The sequence below is a fragment of the Streptomyces sp. 3-6 genome (assembly GCF_056323165.1).
Genome location: NZ_JBWHZP010000022.1, coordinates 1 through 24,224, shown reverse-complemented (window position 1 = coordinate 24,224; position 24,224 = coordinate 1). Strand labels below are relative to the sequence as shown.

The window sequence follows — 24,224 nt, the reverse complement described above, 5'->3', positions numbered from 1 at the left end:
GGACGCACGGGTCGTGCCGCGCGGGCCGACCACGCGAACCCGGGCCGGCGGGCCGTGCCATGCCGGACGAACGTTCCCGGGTGACCGTCCGGACGGTCACGCATCCGTTTCCGCGTGTGACGCGGATCGCTTTTCCGAGTGCCCGGCGCCGGGCTGGGCATGAGCCCCTGCGCAGGCGTCCCGGAGGTCTCACCATGCGATATCGCCGAGGGGATTTTCGGACGCTCGATAGAATGAGCCCGCCACGCATCACACACATGTGTGTACATCGTGGGACAACAACGGACTGAGCGAGGAGCGCACGTGGGCCTTGTCGTGCAGAAGTACGGAGGCTCCTCCGTAGCCGATGCCGAAGGCATCAAGCGCGTCGCCAAGAGGGTTGTGGAAGCCAAGCAGAACGGCCACCAGGTGGTCGTCGTGGTTTCCGCGATGGGCGACACGACGGACGAGTTGATCGATCTCGCCGAGCAGGTATCCCCCCTTCCTGCCGGGCGCGAGCTCGACATGCTGCTGACCGCCGGAGAGCGGATCTCCATGGCCCTGCTGGCCATGGCGATCAAGAACCTGGGCCACAACGCCCAGAGCTTCACCGGCAGCCAGGCGGGTGTCATCACCGACTCCGTCCACAACAAAGCCCGCATCATCGATGTCACGCCGGGCCGCATCCAGGCCTCGGTGGACGAGGGCAACATCGCCATCGTCGCCGGGTTCCAGGGCGTCAGCCAGCAGGGCAAGAACATCACCACGCTCGGCCGGGGCGGCTCCGACACCACCGCCGTCGCGCTGGCCGCGGCGCTCGACGCCGAGGTGTGCGAGATCTACACCGACGTGGACGGCGTGTTCACCGCCGACCCGCGCGTGGTGACCAAGGCCAAGAAGATCGACTGGATCTCGTTCGAGGACATGCTCGAACTGGCGGCCTCCGGTTCCAAGGTGCTGCTCCACCGTTGCGTGGAGTACGCCCGCCGGTACAACATCCCGATCCACGTCCGCTCGTCGTTCAGCGGACTGCAGGGCACGTGGGTCAGCAGCGAGCCGATCAAGCAAGGGGACAAGAAGGTGGAGCAGGCTCTCATCTCCGGTGTCGCGCACGACACCTCCGAGGCCAAGGTCACGGTCGTCGGTGTGCCGGACAAGCCGGGCGAGGCGGCCTCGATCTTCCGCACGATCGCCGACGCCGAGATCAATATCGACATGGTCGTGCAGAACGTGTCCGCCGCGTCCACCGGCCTGACGGACATCTCCTTCACGCTCCCCGAGAGCGAGGGCCACAAGGCCATCGAGGCCCTGGAGCGCAACAAGGGCGCCATCGGCTTCGAGTCCCTGCGCTACGACGACCAGATCGGCAAGATCTCCCTGGTCGGCGCGGGCATGAAGACCAACCCGGGCGTCACGGCCGACTTCTTCACCGCGCTCAGCGACGCCGGGGTGAACATCGAGCTGATCTCGACCTCCGAGATCCGCATCTCGGTCGTCACCCGCAAGGACGACGTGGACGAGGCCGTGCGCGCCGTGCACTCCGCCTTCGGACTGGACTCCGACAGCGACGAGGCCGTCGTCTACGGAGGCACCGGCCGCTGATGGCCGCCACCACAGGGTCCGGCCGCTCCGGGCGGCCGACACTGGCCGTCGTCGGAGCCACCGGCGCCGTCGGCACGGTCCTGCTCCAGATCCTGTCCCAACGGGCGGACATCTGGGGCGAGATCCGACTGATCGCCTCCCCGCGCTCGGCCGGCCGCAAGCTGGCCGTGCGCGGCGAGGAGGTCGAGGTGGTCGCGCTCACCGAGGAGGCCTTCGACGGCGTCGACATCGCCCTGTTCGACGTCCCCGACGAGGTGTCCGCACGGTGGGCGCCGCTCGCCGTCGCCCGGGGCGCGGTGGTGATCGACAACTCCGGCGCCTTCCGCATGGACGCGGAGGTGCCGCTGGTCGTGCCTGAGGTCAACCCGCACGCCGCCCGGATGCGGCCGCGCGGCATCATCGCCAACCCCAACTGCACCACCCTGTCGATGATCGTCGCGCTGGGCGCGCTGCACGCCGAGTTCGGGCTGCGCGAACTGGTCGCCTCCTCCTACCAGGCGGTCTCCGGCGCCGGGCACGCGGGCGTGCGGACGCTGCGCGAGCAACTGTCCCTGGTCGCCGGCACGGAGCTGGGCACCCACCCCGGCGACCTCCGCCGGGCCGTCGGCGACCACACCGGGCCGTTCCCGGAACCCGTCGCGCTGAACGTCGTGCCGTGGGCCGGCTCGCTGCGGGAGGACGGCTGGTCGTCGGAGGAGATGAAGGTCCGCGACGAGTCCCGCAAGATCCTCGGCCTGCCCCGGCTGCCGGTCGCCGTGACCTGCGTCCGGGTCCCCGTCGTCACCGCGCACTCCCTGACCGTGCACGCCCGCTTCGAGGACGAGGTCACCGTCGACCGGGCCCGCGAGATCCTCGCGACCGCCCCCGGTGTGGTGCTCTTCGACAACCCGGCCGCCGGCGAGTTCCCCACACCGGCGGACGTCGTCGGCACCGACCCGACGTGGGTCGGGCGGGTCCGCCGCGCCCTGGACGACCCCACCGCGCTCGAACTGTTCGTCTGCGGCGACAACCTGCGCAAGGGCGCCGCGCTCAACACCGCCCAGATCGCCGAACTGGTCGCGGCCGAGAGCTGACGGAACGGGCCCCCGGGGCCGGAAGGTGCCGTTTGCGGGATATGTCCCGGACGAGCGGCTCGGGTTGATGATCCGGAGCACTTGAACCGGCCGGTCCGGGAGCCGAGGATGGAACCCAGGATTCACCTCCCCGCCCGCCGCAACCGTGCGGCGGGCGGGGAGCGTCTTTGCGGTCACCCTTTCCGGTGCGTGGGGGCGGGGTCCTGCAGACGTGGGGACGTCTGGAACCGGGCGGGGGGAGGGGACGCCCGTTCATATGGCACACAGGGGAAGAGCGGGACGCATGAGGTCATGGAGCGCGTGGGTGGACGCGTGGGGTCGCGCCGGCAGAGCCGAGGCGGTGACGCCCGGGGCGGGATCCGCCGCGCGGGCCTGCCCACCGCCCACCGGACCACGTCCCGCCACGGCCGCCGACGCAAACGTGATGCCCGGCGCGTACAACCCTCCTGGGGGGAAGCGTGTCCAACTGGCGTGGCTGAGGTACTCGACTTCACAGCGGCGCGCGGTGCGGCGGCACTCCGTCCCCGTTCCCCCCGCCAGGCTCTCCGACCGCGCATGGCCGGTGTGCCCGGTGGCATGCCGGTGATCGCGCCGATGCCCGCAGCGCGGCCGGTCCGCATCCCCGATCAGCGCGACGGCACCGACGACGCCGTCGCGGCCGGTACCACCGTCGACCATCTCACCGAGACCTACCGCGCCCACTACCGTTCCCTGCTGGGCCTCGCCGCGCTCCTCCTCGACGACACCGCGTCCTGCGAGGACGTCGTCCAGGAGGCGTTCATCCGCGTCCACTCGGCCCGCAAACGGGTCCGCGACCCCGAGAAGACCCTGGCCTACCTGCGTCAGACCGTGGTCAACCTCTCCCGCTCGGCGCTGCGCCGCCGCATCCTCGGACTGAAGCTGCTGTCCAAGCCGATGCCCGACATGGCCAGCGCGGAGGAGGGCGCCTACGACCAGCTCGAACGCGACTCCCTCATCCAGGCGATGAAGGGGTTGCAGCGCCGCCAGCGCGAGGTGCTGGTGCTGCGCTACTTCGCCGACATGACGGAGGCCCAGGTCGCCGAATCGCTCGGCATATCGCTGGGTTCCGTGAAGGCGTACGGCTCGCGCGGCATCGCGGCACTGCGGGTGGCCATGGAGGCCCCGGTATGAGCAACGGTTCGGGGACGCACGACGAGCGCCCGAGCGGCGTCGACGGGGCGGCGCCGACGGAGGACGCCGCCCACGCGGAGCCGTGTGGCCGGACGGGGCGGTCCGCCCGTGCCGAGCGGTCCGCCGGGGAGGAGGCCGCGGACGTGACGGACGCCGGGCCTTCAGGGCCGTCCGAGTCCTCGCGGTCTGCCGAGCCCTCGCGGTTCTCCGAGTCCTCGCGGTCTGCCGAGCCCTCGCGGTTCTCCGGGTCCTCGGGGGCTGCCGAGCGCTGGGGGACCGCTGAGTCCTCGCGGTCTGCCGCGTCCTCGTCGGCTGCAGAGCCCTCGCGGGCTGTTGAGTCCGCACCGTCCGGTGCGCCCTTCGAGCCGGCGGCGGACCCCGCGGGCGACCCCGCGGCCGGCCTGCCGACCGACCCCGCCTCCGAACCCTCCGAACCCTCCGAAGCGGCGGGAACCACCACCGGGGCCACGGACCAGGCATCCGCGGGCGGGACCACGACGGGGGCCACGGACCCGGCACCTGCGGACCGCACGGACCCGGCCGATGCCACCGACCCGGCGGGCCCCACGGCGGGGGAGCCGTCGCCACCGGGCGACGCGGCCGTGCCGCTGCGGGCCCCGGCGGGGCCGGACGGTCAGGACCCGACGTCCCCGCACGCCAGGAACGGAACGGTGCAGCACGACCCCGCCGCCCCCGCGGACCGGGCCACCGAGGACCTGGACCCGGAGGAACGCGCCCTGCGCGCCCTGCTGCACCAGGCGGTGCGCGAGGTGCAACCGAGCGACGGCACGCTTGACCACCTCCGCCGGGCCGTTCCGGCCCGGCGGGCGCGCAAGCGTCAGGCACTGGTCGGGGTGGCCGCCGCCGCCCTGTTCGTCGGCACCGCCGTCCCCGCCGTCGTGCACGTCTCCGGCTCCTCGGGCTCCGGTGCCCACCCCTCCGCCGTCGGCCACGCCTCGCAGGCCCAGGGCGGCACCAGCCAGGGCAGGGGCCCGGACAGCGACGCGAGCACCGCGGGAGGCTCCGCCGACGAGGTCCGGGGAACCGGCGGGGGCGGCGTGCCGGGCGAGGACGAGGGCGCCGGCGACAGCACCGGCGCCGGTGCGGCGGAAGGGGCCGGACCCTCGTCCAGCGCCGACGCGGGCGCGCCCGCGTGCAGTGCCGACCAGCTCGGTCCGGCCGTGGCCAGCACCGCGGCACCCGACTCCTCGGGCGCCGTCTACGGCTCGTTCCGGGTCACCAACGTCTCGGGCGACACCTGCACGGTCGGCGCTCCCGGCACCATCGGCGTCACCACGAAGGGCGCGGCCGACCCGGCCAAGGTGAGCACGATGCGGCACGCGGCCGGAGACGCGGCGGCCGGCCTGCCCGACCCGTCGCTGGAGGCCGCCTCGGGGGTGGTGCTCAAGCCGGGCACGGCCTACGAGGTGAAGTTCGCCTGGGTGCCGAGCGAGACCTGTCCGACGACCGGCACAGGCACCGGCGGCGGAACCGGCGAGCCCGCACCCGACCCGACCCCCACCGGCGGTACGAGCACCACGGGGGCCGCCACGGGCGACGACGGCACGGCCCCCCAGACGCTGCGGGCGGACGGCACCGTCGAGGGCAGCGTGACGGTGACCTACACGGCGGCGACCGGGACCGGCGAGGCGGGCGCGACGGTGGTCAACGCCTGCGCGGGCACCGTCTACTGGACGGGTGTGCTGACGGCCTCGTAGAGGGCAGGGCAGGGCCTGTCAGGGCACAGCGGGGCCGGGCGGTGGCCGATGCGCCCCGGCGGCCCGAGGCGGACCTCAGGCGGCTCCCGACGGCCCCCGACGGCACCACCGGGCCGGGACGACACACCCGGCGGTCCCCGGACGGCATCCGACGGCCACGGGTCGGGCCTGTCGTCGGCAGGGGACGGTCGGCAGCGACGACGGACGGCCGGCAACCACTGCCGACGGGGGATGCTCAGCAACCGCTGCCGAAGGGGCGGACGGCAGCGATCGCGGCGGACGGCCGAGCCGGTCACGGCGGCATCGGTGCGGGTCTGGGCTGCTGGTGGCGTGGCTGGCGCCCGACGGCACGGGCCTGAGCTGCGCCGCTCGGCGCCGAGCGGCGGCAGAGGGTCCCCTCGGCGGTCGCCGGCCGGTTCCGTCCCCACCGGGCCGGGGCGGGCGTCCCTCTCGGCAGGTTTGGGCCTCACACCCGGGAACGTGGGGAGCTGGGCTCGTCACCACGGGCCGAGGCGGGGCGTCACTCCCGGACGCTACGGGCCTCACACCGGGAGGGCTGGGCGCTCAGACCCCGGACGGGCTGGGCCGCCCGGGTTCCTGCTCCCGGTCCCGCGCCGACTCGTCCTCCGGGGCCGCGTCCCGGTCCCCAGCCGCGCGGTCGGGCATGCTCGCGCGGTCGGGCGGGTCGGCGGTCCCGGGTGAGCCGCCAGGCCCGAATGTGCCGCCGGTCCCGTCCCCGTCCCCTTCCCCGTCCCGCTTCCCGACCACGCCCGCGTCCGCGCCCCCGCTCCTGTCCCCGTCCTCGTCCGGGAGGAGGCCCAGCTCCGCGTCCCGGGCGAACTCCAGCTCACGGCGCAGCAGGCGGAACCACATGAAGATCACGAAGCCCACGAAGGCGAACCACTCGGCGGTGTAGCCGAGGTTCTGGAACGCCTTCAGGTCCAGCCCGGTACCGCTCGGCGCGGTGGCGGGCACCGCCCGCATCCCGGAGTCCCCGCGGTTGAGCGTGACCCAGGCGTCGTACACGTCGTACGGCACCAGGTTCACCAGCGAGGCCGCACTGATCGCGGCCGTCTGGCCCTCGGGCAGGCCGCCGCGCGCGCTGACGCCGTTGTTGCCGGGCGTCTCGGACGCCTGGAGTGCGCCGGTCACGGTGACCTCGCCGGAGGGCGGCGCGGGCACCGAGGCGGGGTCGGGCGACCCGGGCAGCCATCCCCGCACGACGGGCAGGGCCCTGCCGGAGTCGGTGCGCAGCAGCGTCAGCACGTAGGTGCCGCTTCTGCCGTCCAGGTCCCGGTCTGGCACCAGCAGCTGTTCGGCGTACCGCCCGCTCGCGGTGGCCTGCCGGCCGGAGGTCGCCTTCGTCACCGGCAGCAGGTCGTCCACCGGTTCGGCGGCCTCGCGCTGCGCGGAATCGGCCTGCTGCCGGGCGCCCTCGTGGCTCTCCACCCGGTCCTCGAACCGGCCCAGCTGCCACGAGCCCATGTAGATGCAGAAGGGGATGGCGAGCAGCACGAAGACGTTGATCCCCCACCATCGGGGCGTCAGCAGAAACCGGTACACGCCCCCAACGGTACGGGGCTCGCGGCCCGTCCCCGTGCGCGGGGTGGGGCCGCCGCGGCACCCGCTCACCGGCCCCGGGGAGGCCCGGGCGGCAGGGGGACGGGCCGGGCGCCAGGCGGGCACGGGTCCGGCGCGGGTGCGTCACGCCCCCTGTCTGCCGTATCCGTCGTACCTCTCGGTCAGGTGCTCGCGACCCGCCGGCGGGTCGTAGGGTTCCGGCCAGAACTCGGTGATCGCGGATATCCGGCCCGTCCCGTCCCCGGTGAAGAAGGAGAGGACCGGCATCTCCTCGTCCCCGACCGTGCACCGCGACCAGGTGACCACCTGCTCCCCCTCGGCGACGGTCCGCTCGATCCGCAGGTGCCAGTCGCCCGGGTACTCCCGGTTGAAGCGGACGTAACGCTCCCGGCCGCTGATCCGCTCCCGCGTCTGGGGGAGCGTGTAGACGACGTCCTCGGCCAGCGTGGTCGCGAACGCGGCCCAGTCCCGGGCCTCGGCGGCGGCCCAGAACCGGTGGACGTTCTCTCGCAGATCGGTCATGTCGAGAAGTGTGCACCCCGCCACTGACAACACCCCCACAGCCGTCCCGCACACCGTCCCGCACCCTGTCCCGGGACCGTCCCGGGAACCGTCCCGAGCACCGTCCGGGCGTCGCGAGAAGCCGTGGCCGGCGGTCGGTGCGGGGGAATCCGGTGAACGTTCCGGTCGGGGTTTTCCACAGGCTGGGGGCCTCGGGAGCACGATGGCCGCCGGGGCGGGCAGTATGGATCCATGACTGAGAGCAACGGGTCCGACGCGCAGAATCGAGCGGACCAGACCGAGCGTGTGCAACGGGGCCAGGACATGCCTGCCTGGGAGAAGCGCTTCCGGGCGCCCCGGGTGTCCCTCCCCGACTGGGCGGAGGACGCACCCGACCGTTCCCTGTTCGTGTCGAACGCGACGGGGACGTACGAGTTGTACGCCTGGGACCGGAAGACCGGCGAACAACGACAGGTGACCCATCGGCCCAACGGCACGACGGACGGCGTGCTCTCGCCGGACGGTGAGTGGATCTGGTGGTTCGACGACAAGGACGGCGACGAGTTCGGCGTCTGGCGCCGCCAGCGCTTCGAGGGCGGGGAGGACGAGCTGGCCACGCCCGGCCTGGACCCCTCCTACCCCGCGGGTCTCGCCCTGGGCCGGGACGGCCGCACGGCGGTCGTGGGCCGCTCCACGGACGAGGACGGCACCACCATCCACCTGGTGCGCACCGGGGAGCAGCCGGTGGAGATCTACCGGCACCGCGAGTCGGCGGGCGTCGGGGACCTGTCGCACGACGGTTCGCTGATCGCCGTGGAGCACACCGAGCACGGCGACGCGATGCACTCGGCGCTCCGCCTGGTGCGGCCGGACGGCACCAAGGTCGCGGAGCTCGACGACACCGAGGGCGGCACCCGCGAGCTGGGCCTGGACGTGCTGGGCTTCGCCCCCGTCGCCGGTGACACCCGGCTGCTCATCGGCCACCAGCGGCGCGGCCGGTGGGAGCCCCTGGTGTGGGACGTGGCGACGGGGGAGCAGAGCGACCTCGCGCTGGACCTCCCCGGCGACGTCAGCGCCGAGTGGTACCCGGACGGCTCGGGCCTGCTCATCGCGCACGGCTTCGAGGCGCGCGGCGAGCTGTTCCGCTACGACCTGGCCGAGGGCCGGCTGGAGAAGATCCCCACCCCGCGCGGCGCGGTCTCGGGCGCCACGGTCCGGCCCGACGGCAGCGTGGAGTACCTGTGGTCGTCGGCGGCCGAGCCGCCGGCCGTCCGGTCCACGACGGGCGGGGTCGTGCTGGACCCGCCGGGCATGAAGTCGCCCGGTTCGGTGCCGGTGGAGGACGTGTGGGTGGAGGGCCCGGGCGGCCGCATCCACGCGCTGGTGCAGCGGCCTGCGGGGGCGACCGGTCCGCTCCCCACCGTCTTCGACATCCACGGCGGCCCGACCTGGCACGACAGCGACTCCTTCGCGGCCGGCCCGGCCGCCTGGATCGACCACGGCTACGCGGTGGTCCGGGTCAACTACCGCGGCTCGACCGGCTACGGGCGCGCCTGGACCGACGCGCTGAAGCACCGGGTGGGGCTGATCGAGCTGGAGGACATCGCCGCGGTGCGCGAGTGGGCGATCACCTCGGGCCTGGCGGACCCCGCCCGGCTGATCCTCACCGGCGGCTCCTGGGGCGGCTACCTCACCCTGCTCGGCCTGGGCACCCAGCCCGACGCCTGGACGCTGGGCATCGCGGCGGTCCCGGTCGCCGACTACGTCACGGCGTACCACGACGAGATGGAGGCGCTGAAGGCGATGGACCGCACGCTGTTCGGCGGCACCCCCGAGGAGGTCCCGGACCGCTTCGAGGTGTCCTCGCCGATCACGTACGTCGACCAGGTCAAGGCCCCGGTCTACATCTCGGCCGGCGTCAACGACCCGCGCTGCCCCATCCGCCAGATCGAGAACTACGTCAAGCGCCTGGAGGCCCGCGGGGCGACCTACGAGGTCTACCGCTACGACGCGGGACACGGCTCCCTGGTGGTGGACGAACGGATCAAGCAGGTCCGGCTGGAGCTGGACTTCGCGGAACGCCACATCGGCGGCTGAGGGCGGAACGCCGTACCGGCCGCGCCGCTGAGGCGCAGGCCGGAGCGGGGAGGGAGCTGAGGAGGGAGCTGAGGGGGCGCGCGCCTGGGCCGGGCGCCGTCGGCCGAGGGCCCTCTGGGGCGGGGACGCCGTCGGCCGACGGCGTCCCCGGGCGCGGGGCCTCCCGGGCGCGGGGCCCCTTCTTGGGCGCGGGGCCCCTCCCGGACGCGGGTCCCCTCCCGGCGCCCGGGCGGATGTCGGGTTCGGCGTCCGCCCGGGCGGGGCCGGCCTGGGTGTCCTGGGGAGCGAGGCCGGCTCGGGCGTCGTCGTGGCGGGTCGGGCGCTGGGTTCGGCGTCGGGCCGGGTCGGGGCCGGTCCTGGGCGTCCCGGGGGCAGGGGCGGCTGGGACGTCGGGTCGGGTCGGGTGTCGGGCCGGCCCGGGGTGCCCGTCTTCGGTGTCCGCTGTCCGCCCGGGGCCTTGTCCCGTCCCTGGCGTCCGCCCTGAACCCTGCGTCGTGCTCAGCGTCCGCCTGCCACCTGCGCCGGGCCTCGGCGCTTCCCCGCGCCCTCCCCAGGGCTCAGCGTCCGCCCGGGGCGCCCCTCCGCTCCCGGCCCCGGCGTCCGAGCAGTTCGGCGAGGCCCCGCCGGGTGGCCGCCAGGACGACCCGGTCCTCGCGCCGGAGCACATAGGTGTCGGGCAGGTCCCACACCAGCCCCGAATGCCCGACGGCCGCTGCTGCGGGGGACTGTCCGGGCCCCGTGCCGGTCCCGGCCCCCGCCCGGGACCCGGACCCGGCGGGGTCCTCGCCGGCTGCGGTGTCGAGGGCCAGCACCCGCCACGCGCCGGCCCGGAACGCCTCGCCGACCGTCTTCCCCTCCAACTGCGGGTGCCCGCCCACCTCGATCGCCGCGAACAGCAGCACCCGCCGCTCCACCGGGATCGCACCGAGGATCTGCCGGCCCATCATCGCCCCCGCGAACGCGGGCGCCGCCAGGTGGGACACGCTGCGACTGCGCGTCAGGGCATCTGGGTGCGCGGCCCGCAGCGTGCGGTACACGGCCTGGGCGAAGTCGTCGTCGTACAGCCGCAGGACCGTCCGCAGGTCGGGCCGCAGCGAGCGCGCGTACAGGGTGGCCTCCAGGTTGGTGGTGTCCACACTGGTCAGCGCGAGCAGGGCGTCCGCCCGGTGGATCTTCGCGGCCTCCAGCACGCCCTCCTCGGTGACGTCCCCGAGCACCACCGGCACCCTGAGCCGCCGCGCCGTCGCCATGCCCCGCGCCTCGGGGTCCGCCTCCACGCACACCACCGGGATGTGCAGTTCGCGCAGCCGGGTCAGCACCCGGGTGCCGATCTTGCCGAGCCCGAGCAGGACCACGTGCCCGCTCAGTCCGCGGGGCGGCTTCCGCAGGGAGGAGGCGCTGCGGAACAGTCCCAGCGCCTCCAGGACGGCTGCCAGCAGTACCGGCAGCAGCAGTAACCCGACCAGCCCGGAGAGCAGTTGCAGTATCTGGCGGCCCATGGCCGCGTTGTGGGCGGGCTCGTTGATGGCGAAGAGGTCGAGCAGAGTGACGTAGGTGGCGTGCAGCGGGTTGTCCCCGGTCACCAGGGTCAGGGCGACGGCGAGGGCGACGGTGGCCGCGACGAGACCGGCGAGGGACCAGCGCAGCCGTCGGGAGAACAGCGAGGCGAAGGGCGGCACCCGCGCCCGTACCGGCGGCAGCGGCGGACCGGAGTACGAGACCTGCTCCAGCACCACGGTGCCGCGTCCCGTCGCCGCCGACACCGCGTCGCCGTCGGGCAGGAGTTGCGGCCCCTGCTCGCCGCTGTCCTCCGAACCCTCCGCGCCGGCCGGGTCGTTGCTGGTCGCGGAGAGCAGCGCCAGGGTGCACAGTCCCGGATCGGCCACCTCGCCCGCGGCCGGCGGCTGCCGTTCCACCGCGCGCAGCAGCAGGCCGTCGGCGTCGACGACCTTGCTGGTGCCGACGATCGCGGTGGCGACCAGCGCCGGTGCGGTGGTGTCGGCGTCGGAGAGCACGGTGGTGGAGTTGTCGTCGAGCCGGCCCGGGCGCCCGTGCGGCCGGTCACCGAGCGCCAACTCGGCGGCCTGATCGAGCAGTTCCTCGATGTGCCGCCCGAGCCTGCGGTTGTAGAGGCGCAGCACGAGCCGCAGCCGTGGATTGAGGCGGCGGGCGGTGAGGGCGGCCCGGATGTTGGTCTCGTCGTCGTCGTACACCAGGGCCAGCGCGGCGGCCCGGTCCACGCCCACTCCCGCGAGCACGCTCTCGGTGGGCTCGGCGGCCTCCACCTCGCGCGTGTGGGAGCCGGTGTCGGAGCCGCCCGCGGTGCCGGCGTTGCCGCCCCGGTTGACGGTCGCGTTCACCACCCGGTCCAGCAGGGCCGCGGAGGCCGCGCGCGCCCGACCGACCACCGGCTGCCGCGCCTGCGTCTCGGACGGCGGGACGACGAGGACGACCTGCTCGCCGTACACGCCCCGCAGTTCGGCGGCGAGGCGGTGGGCCAGCCCGTCGTCGCCGCAGACCACCATGTGCGCGGAGGGAACGGCCGGCAGGGTCGGATTCGGAAGGCTCGGAAGGCTCACCACAGGGGAGGAGACTGCCGCATTCCGACGGCCGGTTCCAGACATGATCATGTCGAGTGGGCCGGGGCCCGCCTGAACGGGACGGCCCCGTGTCGCGTACCCCAGGGAGAAGCGGGTGCGGTGCCCGCGTTCCGGGCCACGCGCGCGCACCGGAACCCGGCCCGGCGCCCGGTTTCGTGTCCGCTCCGCCCGTCCGCCCGTCCGCCCGTCCACCCGTCCGCCCGCTCAGCCGTCCGTCGACGACCGGCGTGCGCACCGGAGGTACCCGGCCCTTGGCCCTCATCGAGTCAGCATCGCGGGACTCCGACGCGTCCCGTGACGCGGGATCACCGGCGCCCGCCGAGTCCGTGGAGTGCCCGGAGCCCGGGGAGTGCCCGGAGACTGCGGGAGGCGGAGGTCCGGCTCCCGCGGTCTCCTCGACGGTCTCCTCGACGTCCACTCCGTCCCTCCCCGAGAGCGCGCCCGGCGAACCCGACCGCGGCGGGCACGTACCGGTCACCGGCAACGGCGGGCGGGCGCCCGACGCGGCCCAGGAAGGGCGAGCACCAGGTGCCGACCACGGCCCGCGGGCATCCGACGCCGACGAGTCCCGCCACCTCAACGCCCCGCTCCTGCTCACCCTGTCCCTGCTGACGGCCCTGCTGTTCCAGGACGCGATCCGCGGTGCGCTGGCCGCTCCGGTGATGCAGAGCTGGATGACGGTGTTCGTGGCGGTGATGCTGCAGGCGCTGCCCTTCCTGGTCCTGGGTGTCCTGCTGTCCGCGGCGATCGCGGTGTTCGTCCCGCCGTCCTTCTTCGCCCGGGCCCTGCCCGGGCGCCCGGCGCTGGCGGTGCCGGTCGCGGGTGCCGCGGGCGCGGTGCTGCCCGGCTGCGAGTGCGCGTCCGTACCGGTGGCGGGCGCGCTGGTGCGCAGGGGAGTGGCACCCGCGGCGGCCCTGGCGTTCCTGTTGTCCGCGCCGGCGATCAACCCGATCGTCCTGACGGCGACCGCGGTCGCCTTCCCCGGCAACCCGGAGATGGTCCTCGCCCGGTTCGTGGCGAGCCTGTTCGTCGCGTGCGCGATGGGCTGGCTGTGGCACCGACTCGGCCGCGCCGACTGGCTTCGCCCGCCCGCCCGTTCGGCCTTCGAAGGGCTCGGCAGGGGCGCGGCCTTCTGGGGTTCGGTGCGGCATGACGTGATGCACGCGGGCGGGTTCCTGGTGATCGGCGCGATGGCGGCGGCCACGCTGAAGGCCGTGGTGCCCGCCGAGTGGCTGAGGGCGGCGGCCGACAACCCGCTGCTGTCGGTGCTGGCGCTCGCCGCGCTGGCCGTCCTGTTGTCGATCTGCTCGGAGGCGGACGCGTTCGTGGCGGCCTCGCTGACCCAGTTCTCGCTGACGGCCCGGCTGACCTTCCTGGTCGTCGGCCCGATGATCGACCTCAAGCTGTTCGCCATGCAGGCGGGCACCTTCGGCCGGGCCTTCGCGCTGCGGTTCGCGCCGGCGACCTTCGCCCTCGCGGTGCTCGCCTCGGTCCTGACGGGAGCGGTGCTGCTGTGACGAACCGGAACCTCCGACGGACCACGGGCCCGGCCCGGAACACCGCCGGCCCCCGGCGCACCCCCTCCGCCCGGAGCCTCGCCGACCTCAACAGCCATGCGCAGGCGGCCCTGTTGTTCCTGCTCGGCGCGACCGTGCTGCACGCGGGTCTGACCGACCTGCACCTGCGCTACGTCAAGGCCGGCCTGCGCCCGCTGCTCCTGCTGGCCGGCGCCGTACTGATCGCGACGGCCGCGGCCACCCTGCTGTACGAGCGCCGCCGCACCCGGCCGGGCAGTCGTCCGACGGTCCCGGACGAGGGCCCGGAGCACGGGCATCGTGCCCCTCGTGAGCCCGGAACCCGTGACACGGAACCGCCTGCCCCAGGAGCGGAAGCGGAAGCGGAAGCGGGAGCGGGAACGGGGACGAGAGCGGGATTGGGAACGAGAGCGGTGACATCACCGTCCCCGGAACCGCAGAAGACGGAGCCCGGCGAGGCACCGGTCCGTGACCTGCACGGCGGCCCCGAAGCCGGCCCCGGCACCAGCTCCTCTGACGCCGACCCCGACACCGGCCCTGACGCCCGCCCTGATGCCGACCCCGACCTCGGCCCTGACGCCGGCCCCGACACCGGCGCGGGCGGCCACCACCGCGAACCCCGGGTCTTCTGGCTGCTGTCGCTCCCGCTCGTCGCGCTGATCCTGGTCGCCCCGCCCGCCCTCGGTTCGTACACCGCCGCGCACACCGGCACCGCTTTGCAGAAGCCCTTCGGCTTCCCGGAGGTCCCGGAGGGCCGGGGTCCGCTCCGGCTCAGCGTGGGCGAGTACGCGGCCCGCGCGGTCTACGACGACGGCCGTCACCTGCGCGACCGCCCGTTGCGGATCACCGGTTTCGTGACCCTGGGCCGCGACGGCGCTCCCCAGCTGGTCCGCATGACCCTCAACTGCTGCGCCGCCGACGCCCAGCCGGTCAAGATCGCGCTCACCGGGAACGTCCCGCCGGTGCTCCGCCCGGACAGCTGGCTGGAGATCACCGGCACCTACACGCCCCGGCGGACCAAGGACCCCGTCAACGACGGCCCGGTCCCGTACATGGAGGTCACCGCCTCCCGCCCGGTGCAGCCGCCGGCCGACCCGTACGACGACGCCTGGAACGGCTGATCCGCCCGCGAGCAGCAGTGTGCCGGAGGCGCTTCGGCGAGCGCCGGGGCGGGGGAGGGGGCGGGAGAGCCGGACCTCAGGCCCGCTGCCCGCCGTGCTCGCCGTCGCCGGTGGTGTCCCGCACGACGGCCTCGCCCCGGATGATCCGCGGCGCCGGGCCCTCCCCGCCCCCGCCGAGGTTCCCGTTCCCGTTCCCGTTCCCCTTCCCGTTGCCGTCGCCCGTGGCCCTCTCGGCCTTCGCCGCCTTCTCGGCCTTCTCGGCTTCCTTGATGGCGCGGGCCTCGGCCTTGAGGATGCGGGCCGACTTGCCGGCGGAACGGGCCAGGTCAGGCAGCTTCTTCGCGGCCAGGACGGCGATGACGACGATGAGGATGATCGCGAGCTCGCTCAGTCCGAACATGGGGTCCGTTCCTCTCGTGGGCCGGTGCCGGACGGCTGCCGGTTCGGGGTCGGTCGCGCGGGAGCGGCGGGGTGCCACGGGTCCCGCGGGTGCTGCGGGGTGCTGCGGGGTGTCGCGGGGGCCCGTAGAATCTACAGCAATGTAGATAATTTGACGGCGTCCGCTCATCTATACGATGTCCGCCGGGAGAACGGGAAGCGGCGGAAGGGAGACAGGCCGTGTCGGAGCACGGGCAGCGTCCCCGGCGGCGGGGGCAGGGCGAACTGGAGTCGCTGGTGCTGTCGGCGCTGCGGGAGGCGGAGGGCCCGGCGACGGCCGGCCGGGTGCAGCAACGACTGGGTGAGGACCTCGCGTACACCACCGTCATCACGATCCTGACCAGGCTGCTGGCGAAGGGCGCGGTCACCCGGGAGCGGGCGGGACGGTCGTTCGTCTGGACGCCCGCCTCGGACCACGCGGGGCTCGCCGCGCACAAGATGCGCAAGGTGCTGGACGGCGAGAGCGACCGGGAGGCCGTGCTGGCCAGTTTCGTCACCGGACTCGCTCCGGACGACGAACGGCTGCTGCGCGAACTGCTGGATCAGCCGCGGAGCGACGGGGAAGACTGAAACCTCATGGGGGTGTTCGTCTTCCTGCCGCTCGTGCTGCCCTTGACCGCGTGGCCGATCGCGCGCCTGGCCGCACAACATCTGCACCCGCGCACCGCGACCCGCATGCTGACCGCCGTCGCGGCGGTGATGGCGGTGTGCAGCACCGTCTGCCTGGCGCTGGTGATGGTCGTCGGCACGGCGCAGCTGCCCGGCAACCCGCTGCCCGACGGCTGGTCGGACCCGGAGGTACGGGCGGCCGTCCCCTACGACGAGGTGGTGGGGAAGGCGGCCATTCCCGCCCTGTGCGCCGTGCTGCTGGCCTGCACGCAGACCCTCTGGCGGCACGGCCGCACCCGCCGTCGGGCCCACCGCGCCCTGGCCGGGCTGCCGGACACCGAGGTGGCGGTGCTCCCCGACGGCGCCCCGTACGCGTACGCGCTGCCGGGCGTCCGTCGGCGCCGCGGCCGCGTGGTGGTCACCACCGAACTGCTGGACCGGCTGACGTCGGCCGAGCGCCGTGCCCTGTTCGCGCACGAGCGGGCCCACCTGTCCGACGGTCACCACCGGCTGCTGCTGGCCGTGCGGCTGGCGGCCCGGGCGAACCCGTTCCTGCGCCCGTTGCAGACCGCGGTGTCCTACACGACGGAACGCTGGGCCGACGAGGTGGCGGCCCAGCGGGTCGGCAGCCGGCGCACCGTCGCCACCGCCATCGGCAAGGCGGCCCTCGCCTCCCGGCCCGGTTCCCCGCTCCCGGCCTTCGCCGCGCCCGGCCCGGTGCCCCGCCGGGTCGCGGCCCTGCTGGCTCCGCCCCCGGCCCCGGCCCGCTGGCCGGCGGTGTTCACCTCAGCGGGCCTGGCCACCTGGGGAGCGGCGGCCGGTACCGCGCTGTCGGCGATGTCCTCCGCCAACGCGGCCCTGATCCTCATCTCCCTGCTCCGCGCGGCGACGCCGTTGTGATCGCCGGCACGGTGCCCGGCGCCGTCAGCCCTGGTAACCCTGCTGCTGCGGCTGCCCGGAGCCCTGCCCGCCCGGGCCACCCGGCCCGCCCCGGCCGTCGTGCGCCTGCGCCTGGAGCTGCTCCGCCTGTTCGCCGCTCACCCGCTGCTCGGCCCCGCAGAACGTGCACTGGGTCGCGTACTTCGTCGAGACGGGGAACAGCGGCACGAAGAACAGGGTGAACTTCGTGACCCGCTTCCTGAGCGTGTGCGCGGAGGGGTTGCCGCACTGCCCGCACACCAGCGTCAGTATCGCGAGCTGGTACAGATACCCCTTGGTGCCGAAAATGATCATGTAACCGCTCCTTCGCTCGCCCTTGCGCGTACCCCGATGCTGCCACTGCCACCGCTGTGGATCCCGTGAAGGCGACCGAGCAGCCGCCCCGACCGCCCGCGGGGCACGAACCCCTGGTCGCCGGCCCTCCCCGTCCGTCCCCATGTCCGCGGTCGGCAAGTGCGGGGCCTCAACACTGCCGTACCGCGCCCCGGCGCCGGCCGGCAGGCTCCTGACAGCATGCGGTGCATGAGCGAGCCTCGGGAAGTGATCTGCCGTCCCCGCTGGGCGGGTTCGCTGTGGTTCCTGGCCGGGTCGGCCGCGGCCGGGACGGTGGCGAGCGTGGTCCTGGCGGTGTCCACCGGCACGGCCACGGTCCCGTGGCTGGTCGCCGCCCTGCTCTGCGCGGCGGGCGGCGTCTGGGCGGTGCACCGGGCCACCGGGCAGGTCCGTGCCGACGCCCGGGGCCTGTACATCGGCAGCGCGCTGCGCGGCCGGACCGTCCCGTGGAGCGACGTGGCCGACCTGCGGGTCCGTCTGAAGTACGCCCGGGACCCCCGCACCCAGGACGTGCGCCGCACCGTCCTCGTCCACCGCGACGGCCGCACGCGGGTGCTCCCGGTGCCCATCGGCCTGTCGGAGCAGGACCCGTACTTCGACGACACCCTGGACGCCCTCCGCGCACTGCGCCGCCGTCACGGCCCGCCCGGTCCGGACCACCTGTCCGTCGTCACCCACCGCACCGCGGGCCGCGGCTGGGCCGGCTCCCTCGTCCTGTGCGTCCTGCTGCTCGCGGGGGCCGCAGGGGCGGCGTGGGCCGTGCCGCAGGCCCAGTCGCACCACCGGGACTGGCAGTCGGCCGCCCCCTGCCCGGCCTCCGCGGACGCGTCCCGGGACGGCGCCGACTGCCGGCACACGCTCACCGCCGTGATCGAGCGCACCGACCCCGGCCGCCCGAAGAAGGGCAGCTACCTCTACTTCGCCGACGACCGGCCGGCGGACCGGGTCGCGGTGTCGGCCACGGCCGCCGAGGAGTTCCGGGCCGGGGACCGGGTCGACCTGACGCTGTGGCGCGGCACGGTGATGGAGGTCGCCGGCGAGCGGTACGTGTGGCGCAGCCGGGTGACCGGCGGCGGGGACGTCGCGGTGCTCGCGAGCGCACTCGCCCTCGCCGCGGGCCACCCGGCCGCCCGGATCGTCATCCGCCTGCGCGCCCGGCGCCGGCCCGACGACGAGGTGCTCCCGTCGGCCACCCCGTTCGTCGTCGCCCTGCTGGTGACGGCCGGGTGGCTGCTCCCGCTCAGTTACGTCCGCACCACGGCGCTGATCACCACCCCGGCCGCGCTCGCCTGGGCCGTCGCGGGCAGCCTGATCTCCCTGGCCCTCCTCGCCTGGGCCTGGCGAGCCACCCGGGCCAGCACGCCGGGAGTCGCCGTGGCGCCGGACACCGACCGGGAGGAGTTCCTCCCGGCCCGCTTCCTGGAGGCCACCGACCACAACCCCCACCACTTCGGCACCCACGTCGTCATCGGCGGCGGCGAACCCCCGGCCGTCACCCCGCACGGCGGCCCCGGCCGCTTCGGGGCGCGTCCGCTCCCGGTCCACCGCCTCACCGTGAAGACCGTCCGCAGGGCGCGCGGCGGTGACGGCGAGACGGTGCCCAAGAACTGGCACGTCGCGGAACTCGACGACGCCGGCACCCCCGTCCACCTGACGGCGGCCCCCACGGACCTGCCCCGCATCCTCCGCCACCTCACCCCGCCCGAGCGTGTGCCCGAGCCCGTGCCAGAGGCCTCGGCAGGGACGTCGGCCGACGGTCCTGCTGCTGCGGGGGCGCCCAGTGCTCCCGGGGTGCCTGGCACCTCCGGGGCGCCTGGTACTTCTGGGGCGCCCGGTGTTCCCGGTATCTCCGGTGCTGGTACTGCTGGTACTCCCGGTGCGCCCGGTACCGCCGGTGAGGGCACGCCCCGGGCCGCGACGACTCCACCGGAGTCGGTGCCGGCCACCCACCCGAAGCCGACGCGTCCGCAGCCGTGACACCGCGGCGAGTCCTGACCTCGGCGGGAACCACCCCGTGGCCGGAACCCCTGTCCCGCAGAACCGAAGGGAGCGGCACCGAGCCCCACACGCCGTCGCGTCCGCGCACGCCGTCGAGTCCGATCACGGTGTCGAGTCCGGTCACGGTGTCGCGTCCGCGCCCGGCATCGCGTCCGCGCCCATCGTCACCGCCGCGCCCTGGCTACGCCGGGGCGCCGCTTGCCAGGAGTGGACCATGACGGATCAAAGCCGTGCCGGCCTCGCCGCAGCAGGAGTCGAAGCCACGTGGCAGAAGCTGTTCGTCCGGCCTCACGTGCACCACGCGTCGGCGCGAGCCGCGTACGCCGAGGCTGCGGGGCTGCGGGAGCTCTTTCCCTGGTCCGGCATGGGCGAACTGCATGTCAGCCGCTGCGTCGAGAGGCCGTGGACCTGGGACATCCCCTGCCCAGGCACGACCTGGCCACCGAACGGCACACCGGTGCCGGCTGAGGACATGGTGTGCGGTCTGCACCGCCACCCTGAGCCGTCATCCTGTCCTGGGGGAACCCACGGACATCAGAGGGAACCCCGGGCACGCCCGGCGCCCTGGGACCCTTCGGCACCCTGCGTCCCCTTGATATCCAGGGCCTCCGGGGCATCCGGGGCATCCAGACGGTTCAGGAACGTGGTCAGTGCGGCGTTGAACCCGTCCGGGTCCTCCATGTTGGGGTAGTGGCCGCCCTCGACCGTCGTGACACGGTCTCCGGGGGCCCGGACTGCCCTCACCAGGCGTTCGGCCATGCGCAGGATGTCCGGGGAGTCCGCCGCGCCGTTGATCGCGAAGACCGGGACGCGGATGTCCTTGGCGCGCTCCCAGGTGTGCCGCACGGGAACGTGGTGAGGGGGCTCGTCGGCGGTGTGCTTGGCGATGGTCCGCAGCGCCATGGCGCGCAGCCGGCGGACCACGTCCGGATCGACGTCGTCGACCGTCCGCCGGGGCCCCACCGTGAACCGGTCGAAGGCGGCGAGCCACCCCTCGACGTCACCGGCGGCCAGCGCCCGTTGCTGGGCGCCGGACACGTCGAGGGTCCACGGATCCTCGAACACCGGCTCACTGGTGCCCGAGCCGCTGACCACCACCGCCCGGACCAGCTCCGGGTGTTCCAGCACGGTGTCGACGGCGACCCCGCCGCCCATGGAGAGGCCGACGAGGATCGCCGGCGCGGCGTTCAGGTGGCGCAGCAGTGCCGCGAGATCGTCGGCGGACCGGAAAGGCCGCGTCGCGTTCGCTGACGCGCCGTGCCCGCGTGCGTCAGGCGCGATCACCCGGTGGGTGCGGGCGAACACGGGGATCTGGGCGTCCCACATGGTGTGGTCGACGAAGCCGCCGTGCAGGAAGACCAGAGGCGGTCCACTTCCTTGATCGACGTAGGCGAGCGCGCCGTCGGACGTCTGGAACGACAGAGTCGGGGGTGTACCCGTGGAATCCAACATGACAACCAAGGTGTCATGTTGCCCCGGGTATGGCAACCAAGGTGTCATGCTGGAACGGTGACGACACCCGACAGGCCCTCGTCCTCCCACACCGGGCCGACCACCCCCGCACCGTCTTGCACCCCGCTGGCTCCGGACCAGCTGGCCGGCCGACTGACCGAGGTGTTCGACCTGGTCGGTCCGCTGTACCGGCGGGTGCACCGCAAGGTCGAACTGACCGCGCCGCTCGAAGGACTGTCGGTGGGAGTCCGGGCCGTGCTCGACCTGCTGTACAAGCACGGCCCGATGACGGTTCCTCAGATGGGGCGAGCCCAGGACCTGAGCCGTCAGTTCGTGCAGCGCATGGTCAACGACGCGGCGGCACAGAACCTCGTGGAAACGGCGCCCAACCCCGCCCACCGCAGGTCCCGGCTGATCCGGCTCACCGGGACCGGCACGGCCGCCATCGAGGCGGTGCACGCCCGGGAGCACGCCGCGCTCCGCGAGGTGGGCGGCGACCTGACCGCCGAGGACGTCGACGCCTGCCTGCGCGTACTGTCCCGGATGCTGGCCCTCTTCGACGACGTGGACGTCAACCGGGCGGCCCCGCCCGCGTAACCCGGCCGGACGGCCGTGGCGAGAAGACGAGGCGGCACGGCAGGGACGACGACGGTTCCCCGGGCCGGACAACGACGGTCCCCCTGGCCGGACAACGACGGTCCCTCGGGCCGGACAGCGACGGTTCCCCGGGCCGGCCGGAGCGGCCTGCTTCAGGCTGCGGTGACACCCGGGCCGACGGGGGCGACTCGCCTCAGGCCGCGGCCTGGTGGGTGTCGGTGTCGCCCCGGTCGCCGTCCTGCCGGGTGTGGGCGGCCAGGCCCACCGCACGCCGGACCGACTCGGCGGAGGCGGCCAGCAGGGGCAACCGGACGGCGGGGCTGGGAATGCGGCCCTGGGCGTGCAACACCCCCTTGATCACAGTGGGGTTCGGCTCGGCGAAGAGGGCGGCGGACATCCGGGCCAGCTCGGCCCCCAGCCGGCGCGCCGGCCCGGCGGCGTCGCGCCGCCACAGTGCGATGAGCTCGGCGTAGTCGGCGGTGCGGACGTTGGCCGACGCCAGGATGCCGCCGTCGGCACCCGCCGCGAGCAACGGGGAGATGACGGCGTCGTCACCGCCGAGCACCGCGAAGCCGGGGGCCGGTGAACCGAGCAGCTCCATCGCCGCCGCGTCGATCGCACCGGTCGCGTACTTCACCCCGACGACGCGCGGCAGGCGCCTGAGGGAGTGCATCAGGCCGGTGCCGATCGGCTGCGCCGTCCGGTAGGGGATGTCGTAGACCACCAGCGGCAGCCCTCCGTGCTCGGCGAGCGCCGTGAAGTGCGCCAACGTCCCCGCCTCGCCGGGCCGGGTGTACGGCGGCGCGGGAACGAGCGCCGCGCTGACGTCACCGCGGTCGGCCAACTCCCGCACCGTGGTGAGCGCGGAAGCGGTGTCGTTGGTGCCGACCCCGACGATCAGCGGGGCCCGGTGCGCCCGGCAGGCCGCCGCGCAGACACGGACCACGGTCTGCCGCTCCTCGGCGGTCAGCGTCGCCGCCTCCGCCGTCGTCCCCAGGGCGACGAGGCCGCGAGCACCACCCGTCGTCAGCGCGTCGTCAGCGAGACGGGCGAGGGCGTCGGGGGCGAGACGCAGGTCGTCGGTGAACGGAGTGACCAGGGGGACGAACAGACCGCTGAGGCTCACATCGGGCTTCATGCCTCCACCCTGACCGACCCCACCCGGTAGATCCAGTTCACGTTTCTTCCCTCTTCCGTAAGCTGAGCTTATGCTCGATCTCCGACGTCTCCGCCTGCTGCGCGAACTGCACCGGCGGGGCACCATCGCCGCCGTCGCCGAGGCCCTGACCTTCACCGCCTCGGCCGTCTCCCAGCAACTCGGCGTGCTGGAACGGGAGGCGGGCGTCCCCCTGCTCGAACGCAGCGGACGACGCGTGACGCTCACCCCCGCCGGACGCACCCTCGTCACCCACGCCGACGCCGTCCTCGAACGCCTCGAACTGGCGGTCTCCGAACTCGCCGGCGCACGCGAGGGCATCGGCGGCCCGCTGCGCATCGGCACCTTCCCCTCGGGCGGCCCGGCGATCGTCCCCGCCACGCTGGCCGAACTGGCCCGGCGGCACCCCGCCCTGGAGCCGATGGTGCAGGAGATCGACTCGGCACGCGTCTCCGACGGCCTGCGCGCCGGCGAACTCGACGTGGCCCTCGTCCACGACTACGACTTCGTCCCGGCGCCCCCCGACACGGCAGTCGACCAGGTCCCCCTCCTCGAAGAACCCATGTACCTGGCCACGGGCACCACCGGTACCGATACCGCCTCGGGAACCTGCACCGAGCCCGGAACCGCCGAGGGAACTGCTCCGGCCACCACTCCTGCCCCAGCCACCACTCCCGCTCCCGCGCCGTCGGACGACCGCGTCGGGTTCGGCAGTGGCGCCCCCACGCCCGCACCCCTTCGAGGCGCCGGCACACCGGACATTCCCGCACAACACCTCGGCGCCCACGGCCCCACGCTCGCAGACCTGCTCGGACCCTGGGCCACAGCCCCCTGGATCACGGCCCGGGACGGCACGACCGGCCACGCCATGGCCGTACGGGCCTGCCAGGCGGCCGGCTTCCAGCCGCGCATCCGCCACCAGGTCAACGACTTCCGCACCGTCCTGGCCCTGGCCGCCCACGGGCAGGGCGCCGGATTCGTCCCCGAGATGGCCACCGCACAGCCCCCGGAGGGCGTCGTCCTGACCCGGCTCCCCCTCTACCGCCGCTCCAAGGTCGCCTTCCGCGCCGGCGGCGGCGCCCACCCGGCCATCGCCGCCTTCGTGACGGCGGCGCGGACGGCGGTGGGGGCAACCGACCAGACGGCAACGCCCCCGTGAGGCGCCCGTCGAGCGCCTGGCCCGCCGCAGACAAACCTACGACCTTTTCATCCCGAATATGGATCGGTGGGCGAGGATGCCACGAGGAGCTCGGCCGGACTTCAATGGTCTCTGGACTACTCGCCGACATGGCAGCCAAGGGCTTCGACCCCGAACTGGTCCGCCGCGCCTATGAACGCTATGCCGCCCGCATGGGTGCAGGCACCGACGGACGGAGGTCATGTCCCTTGTCGTGGTGTAGGGGATCAGCCGTTTGATGCGGTCGGCAGGACGATCGTGTCGTCGGGGTAGAGGGCGTCCATGCTTTCGTTGGAGAGGTAGCGGCGGGGGAAGGCGATCCGTTCGTCGTGGAGTTCGGCGAGGACCGCAGTCCCAAGGCGGAGGACGGCGGGCGGGTTCGGGAAGACCTGGACGACGTCGGTGCGGCGTTAGATCTCCCGGTTCAGCCGCTCCAGCGGGTTGGTGGACTAGATCCAAGGCCGTGAAGTTTGCGGGCTGGGTGGGGTTGTCCAGGGGTTGTGAACTGCGGTTTCGCCGGACATGAGGAGCGGAGCCCCGGTAGAACTGGCAGTCGACCAAGACAA

General features: G+C 74.1%; 18 protein-coding genes and 4 pseudogenes. 14 read left to right on the top strand and 8 right to left on the bottom strand.

The features are described from left to right. Nucleotides 1–303: 303 nt before the first annotated feature. The 4 genes from AC02VZ_RS22975 (at nucleotide 304) to AC02VZ_RS22960 (ending at nucleotide 5,524) form a co-directional block, all read left to right on the top strand. Nucleotides 304–1,581 carry an aspartate kinase gene (locus AC02VZ_RS22975; RefSeq protein ID WP_432054574.1) on the top strand — a complete coding sequence of 426 codons (1,278 nt, stop codon included), beginning with the start codon at nucleotides 304–306 and terminating at the stop codon, nucleotides 1,579–1,581. Then, nucleotides 1,581–2,654, top strand: a complete 1,074-nt coding sequence (locus AC02VZ_RS22970; RefSeq protein WP_432054573.1) for an aspartate-semialdehyde dehydrogenase — start codon at nucleotides 1,581–1,583, stop codon at nucleotides 2,652–2,654. Before AC02VZ_RS22975 ends, AC02VZ_RS22970 begins: the two co-directional genes overlap by 1 nt. 576 nt (nucleotides 2,655–3,230) lie before the next feature. After that, complete coding sequence (locus AC02VZ_RS22965) at nucleotides 3,231–3,806, top strand: SigE family RNA polymerase sigma factor (protein WP_432054607.1); 576 nt, start codon at nucleotides 3,231–3,233, stop codon at nucleotides 3,804–3,806. Nucleotides 3,807–4,477: 671 nt separating this feature from the next. After that, a complete protein-coding gene (locus AC02VZ_RS22960; RefSeq protein ID WP_476476271.1) occupies nucleotides 4,478–5,524 on the top strand; it encodes a hypothetical protein in 1,047 nt (348 codons plus the stop codon). Between the two features lie 564 nt (nucleotides 5,525–6,088). On the opposite strand, the gene AC02VZ_RS22955 is transcribed toward AC02VZ_RS22960, so the two are convergent. Both AC02VZ_RS22955 and AC02VZ_RS22950 read right to left on the bottom strand, forming a co-directional pair. Further along, complete coding sequence (locus tag AC02VZ_RS22955) at nucleotides 6,089–7,087, bottom strand: SURF1 family protein (RefSeq protein ID WP_476476270.1); 999 nt, start codon at nucleotides 7,085–7,087, stop codon at nucleotides 6,089–6,091. A 141-nt stretch (nucleotides 7,088–7,228) separates the two neighbouring features. Continuing rightward, nucleotides 7,229–7,627, bottom strand: coding sequence for a nuclear transport factor 2 family protein (locus tag AC02VZ_RS22950; protein ID WP_476476269.1), 399 nt, complete (start codon nucleotides 7,625–7,627; stop codon nucleotides 7,229–7,231). A gap of 231 nt (nucleotides 7,628–7,858) precedes the next feature. Between AC02VZ_RS22950 and AC02VZ_RS22945 the strand changes: the two genes are divergently transcribed. Then, on the top strand, nucleotides 7,859–9,703 hold the full coding sequence (locus tag AC02VZ_RS22945; RefSeq protein ID WP_476476268.1) for a S9 family peptidase: 1,845 nt from the start codon (nucleotides 7,859–7,861) through the stop codon (nucleotides 9,701–9,703). A gap of 557 nt (nucleotides 9,704–10,260) precedes the next feature. Here the strand turns inward: AC02VZ_RS22945 and AC02VZ_RS22940 are convergent. After that, complete coding sequence (locus AC02VZ_RS22940) at nucleotides 10,261–12,228, bottom strand: NAD-binding protein (RefSeq protein ID WP_476476267.1); 1,968 nt, start codon at nucleotides 12,226–12,228, stop codon at nucleotides 10,261–10,263. Nucleotides 12,229–12,629: 401 nt separating this feature from the next. Between AC02VZ_RS22940 and AC02VZ_RS22935 the strand changes: the two genes are divergently transcribed. From AC02VZ_RS22935 to AC02VZ_RS22925, 3 genes and pseudogenes are all read left to right on the top strand, one after another. After that, entirely contained in the window at nucleotides 12,630–13,820 is a 1,191-nt protein-coding gene (locus AC02VZ_RS22935; RefSeq protein ID WP_476476285.1) for a permease, read from the top strand. A 113-nt stretch (nucleotides 13,821–13,933) separates the two neighbouring features. Then, nucleotides 13,934–14,089, top strand: a pseudogene (locus tag AC02VZ_RS22930) (TIGR03943 family putative permease subunit); the annotation flags it as partial. Between the two features lie 342 nt (nucleotides 14,090–14,431). Then, a pseudogene (locus AC02VZ_RS22925) lies at nucleotides 14,432–14,959 on the top strand (TIGR03943 family putative permease subunit); the annotation flags it as partial. Nucleotides 14,960–15,035: 76 nt separating this feature from the next. Here the strand turns inward: AC02VZ_RS22925 and AC02VZ_RS22920 are convergent. Further along, the gene (locus AC02VZ_RS22920; RefSeq protein ID WP_476476266.1) at nucleotides 15,036–15,359 is read right to left on the bottom strand and encodes a twin-arginine translocase TatA/TatE family subunit; all 324 of its coding nucleotides are present in this window, start codon (nucleotides 15,357–15,359) and stop codon (nucleotides 15,036–15,038) included. Between the two features lie 218 nt (nucleotides 15,360–15,577). Here AC02VZ_RS22920 and AC02VZ_RS22915 point away from each other — a divergent pair, with 218 nt between their 5' ends. Then, on the top strand, nucleotides 15,578–15,967 hold the full coding sequence (locus tag AC02VZ_RS22915; protein WP_432054567.1) for a BlaI/MecI/CopY family transcriptional regulator: 390 nt from the start codon (nucleotides 15,578–15,580) through the stop codon (nucleotides 15,965–15,967). A gap of 6 nt (nucleotides 15,968–15,973) precedes the next feature. Further along, a complete protein-coding gene (locus AC02VZ_RS22910; protein WP_432054566.1) occupies nucleotides 15,974–16,906 on the top strand; it encodes a M56 family metallopeptidase in 933 nt (310 codons plus the stop codon). 24 nt (nucleotides 16,907–16,930) lie between these two features. Here the strand turns inward: AC02VZ_RS22910 and AC02VZ_RS22905 are convergent, their stop codons facing one another. Further along, nucleotides 16,931–17,239 carry a zinc-ribbon domain-containing protein gene (locus AC02VZ_RS22905; protein WP_476476265.1) on the bottom strand — a complete coding sequence of 103 codons (309 nt, stop codon included), beginning with the start codon at nucleotides 17,237–17,239 and terminating at the stop codon, nucleotides 16,931–16,933. A gap of 228 nt (nucleotides 17,240–17,467) precedes the next feature. On the opposite strand from AC02VZ_RS22905, the gene AC02VZ_RS22900 reads away from it, so the two are divergent. Continuing rightward, nucleotides 17,468–19,255, top strand: coding sequence for a PH domain-containing protein (locus tag AC02VZ_RS22900; protein ID WP_476476264.1), 1,788 nt, complete (start codon nucleotides 17,468–17,470; stop codon nucleotides 19,253–19,255). 235 nt (nucleotides 19,256–19,490) lie between these two features. After that, nucleotides 19,491–19,688: pseudogene (locus AC02VZ_RS22895) on the top strand (DUF6193 family natural product biosynthesis protein); the annotation flags it as partial. 122 nt (nucleotides 19,689–19,810) lie between these two features. Here the strand turns inward: AC02VZ_RS22895 and AC02VZ_RS22890 are convergent. Next, on the bottom strand, nucleotides 19,811–20,728 hold the full coding sequence (locus tag AC02VZ_RS22890; protein WP_476476263.1) for an alpha/beta fold hydrolase: 918 nt from the start codon (nucleotides 20,726–20,728) through the stop codon (nucleotides 19,811–19,813). Between the two features lie 126 nt (nucleotides 20,729–20,854). Here AC02VZ_RS22890 and AC02VZ_RS22885 point away from each other — a divergent pair, with 126 nt between their 5' ends. Continuing rightward, on the top strand, nucleotides 20,855–21,325 hold the full coding sequence (locus AC02VZ_RS22885) for a MarR family winged helix-turn-helix transcriptional regulator (RefSeq protein ID WP_476476284.1): 471 nt from the start codon (nucleotides 20,855–20,857) through the stop codon (nucleotides 21,323–21,325). Nucleotides 21,326–21,518: 193 nt separating this feature from the next. Here AC02VZ_RS22885 and AC02VZ_RS22880 read toward each other — a convergent pair whose 3' ends face one another. Next, nucleotides 21,519–22,463: a dihydrodipicolinate synthase family protein gene (locus AC02VZ_RS22880; protein WP_476476262.1), complete on the bottom strand. Its 945-nt coding sequence runs from the start codon at nucleotides 22,461–22,463 to the stop codon at nucleotides 21,519–21,521. Nucleotides 22,464–22,533: 70 nt separating this feature from the next. Between AC02VZ_RS22880 and AC02VZ_RS22875 the strand changes: the two genes are divergently transcribed. Next, a complete protein-coding gene (locus tag AC02VZ_RS22875; protein WP_476476261.1) occupies nucleotides 22,534–23,640 on the top strand; it encodes a LysR family transcriptional regulator in 1,107 nt (368 codons plus the stop codon). A gap of 245 nt (nucleotides 23,641–23,885) precedes the next feature. On the opposite strand, the pseudogene AC02VZ_RS22870 reads toward AC02VZ_RS22875, so the two are convergent. After that, nucleotides 23,886–24,107 (bottom strand): annotated as a pseudogene (locus AC02VZ_RS22870) (transposase); the annotation flags it as partial. Between the last annotated feature and the right edge of the window lie 117 nt (nucleotides 24,108–24,224).